The following is a 1464-nucleotide window of genomic DNA, read 5'->3' as shown; positions in this document are numbered from 1 at the left end:
ACGTCTATGGATGAATTTCGTCATGCGGACGTACCTACGGGACAGCACACTAGCCTGGCCGAACGCCGCCGCTTGCCTTGCGGCGGCCAGGTCCGATCAGAGCTTGCCGGCCTTCCAGTCGCGCAACGCGCGCAGCGTGTTGGCGACGTGGTGTTCGGGGCTCATGTCGGTGTACGAATACAGCACCTTGCCCGCCGGTGAAATCACGTAGGACACGCGCTGGGCCATCTCGGGCCGGCGGTCGTGCACCGCGTCGTAGGACTTCATGATCTTGCCGTCGCCATCGGCGGCCACCGCGAACTTGCCTCGGCACTCGCTGACCGAGAACTTGTTCAGCGTGTCGATGTTGTCGGTGGACACGCCGATCACCGTCGCGCCCAGCGCCTTGTATTCATCGGTCGCCTCGGCGAAGTTGTGCGCCTCGATCGTGCAGCCCTGCGTGAAGGCGGCGGGGAAGAAATACAGCACCACCGGGCCTTGCTTGAGCGCCTCGTTCAGCTTGAAGGCATAGACCTGTCCGCCCAGCGAGGCCTGCGTGCTGAAGTCCGGCGCCGGCGCGCCGGCGGGCAGCGCGGCGTGGACGGCGGGGCTGGCGAGCAGGCCGCAAAGCAGCAGGCGGGAGACGAGGCGATTCATGGCGAACTCCGGAAGCGGGATGTAAGGATGAGGCGCGCCACGCGCGGCGCGCCGGATTCACTGTAGCGTCGCGCGCGGCCAGGGTCCAGCGCCTGGCCGCGATGCAGGACGGAACTCACTCCCTGCCGCGCCGCTCGCCGCCGCCTCTTTCCCCGCCGCCGCCGCCGCCGCGTTCATCGCCGCGCCGTTGTTCGGGCGGCCTGGACGGATGCGGCGCGCTGGCCGCCGGTTGCGGACGAGGCGCTTCCACGCGCGCGGGCTGCGGACGGTCATGCCGCATGGGCTGCGCCAGATTGTCGGGGCCGTGGTCGGGCCGCTGCATGCGCGGCGATGCCCCGGGCGCGCCCTGGGCTTGCGGGGCGGCCGCCGGCGCCTGGAACTGCGGCCGGGGATTGGGCGCGGCCGTCGGTCCCTGCGCGGGGCGGTCGTTGTTGTGCAAGCCTGGTTGGCCATTGCCGCCGGGGCGCTGCGCAGGGGCGGCGGGACCCTGGTTGAAGCCGGCGGCGTTCAGGCCGCCCGGAGTGGGCCGGCCCGCGTTTGGCGCGCCGGGGTTCGGCCCGCCTGGATTCGGCCCGCCCATGGGGCGCTGCCCCGGGCCGGCATTCGGCGCGCCGCCGGGACGCGGTCCCGCGCCTGGCGCCGAGCGCGCGAAGCTGCGCTGCGCGGCGGTGGGCGGGATGTGGGCTTCGTTGCGCGCGGCTGCCTCGCGCGGGTCGGCCATGCGCCGGATGCCGTTCGGACCGCCGTTGTAGCTGATGCGGCGGTTGTCGATATTGTTGACCACCACATTGTGCGTATACACATTGGTGATATGGGTGACGTTCACAT

General features: G+C 71.2%; 1 protein-coding gene and 1 pseudogene. Both read right to left on the bottom strand.

Translation table 11 applies throughout. The features are described from left to right. Positions 1 to 96 precede the first annotated feature (96 nt). Positions 97 to 636: a peroxiredoxin gene (locus KDH83_RS30660; RefSeq protein WP_212322803.1), complete on the bottom strand. Its 540-nt coding sequence runs from the start codon at positions 634 to 636 to the stop codon at positions 97 to 99. Between the two features lie 115 nt (positions 637 to 751). Further along, a pseudogene (locus tag KDH83_RS30655) lies at positions 752 to 1464 on the bottom strand (hypothetical protein); the annotation flags it as partial.

Source organism: Achromobacter sp. Marseille-Q0513 (assembly GCF_018195695.1).
Lineage (GTDB): Bacteria > Pseudomonadota > Gammaproteobacteria > Burkholderiales > Burkholderiaceae_B > Achromobacter.
This window is presented reverse-complemented; position numbering and strand designations above follow the sequence as displayed.

What these genes read in the sequence shown, in the direction of transcription:
- KDH83_RS30660 (WP_212322803.1), bottom strand. Translation starts at nt 636, where the DNA reads ATGAATCGCCTCGTCTCCCGCCTGCTGCTTTGCGGCCTGCTCGCCAGC.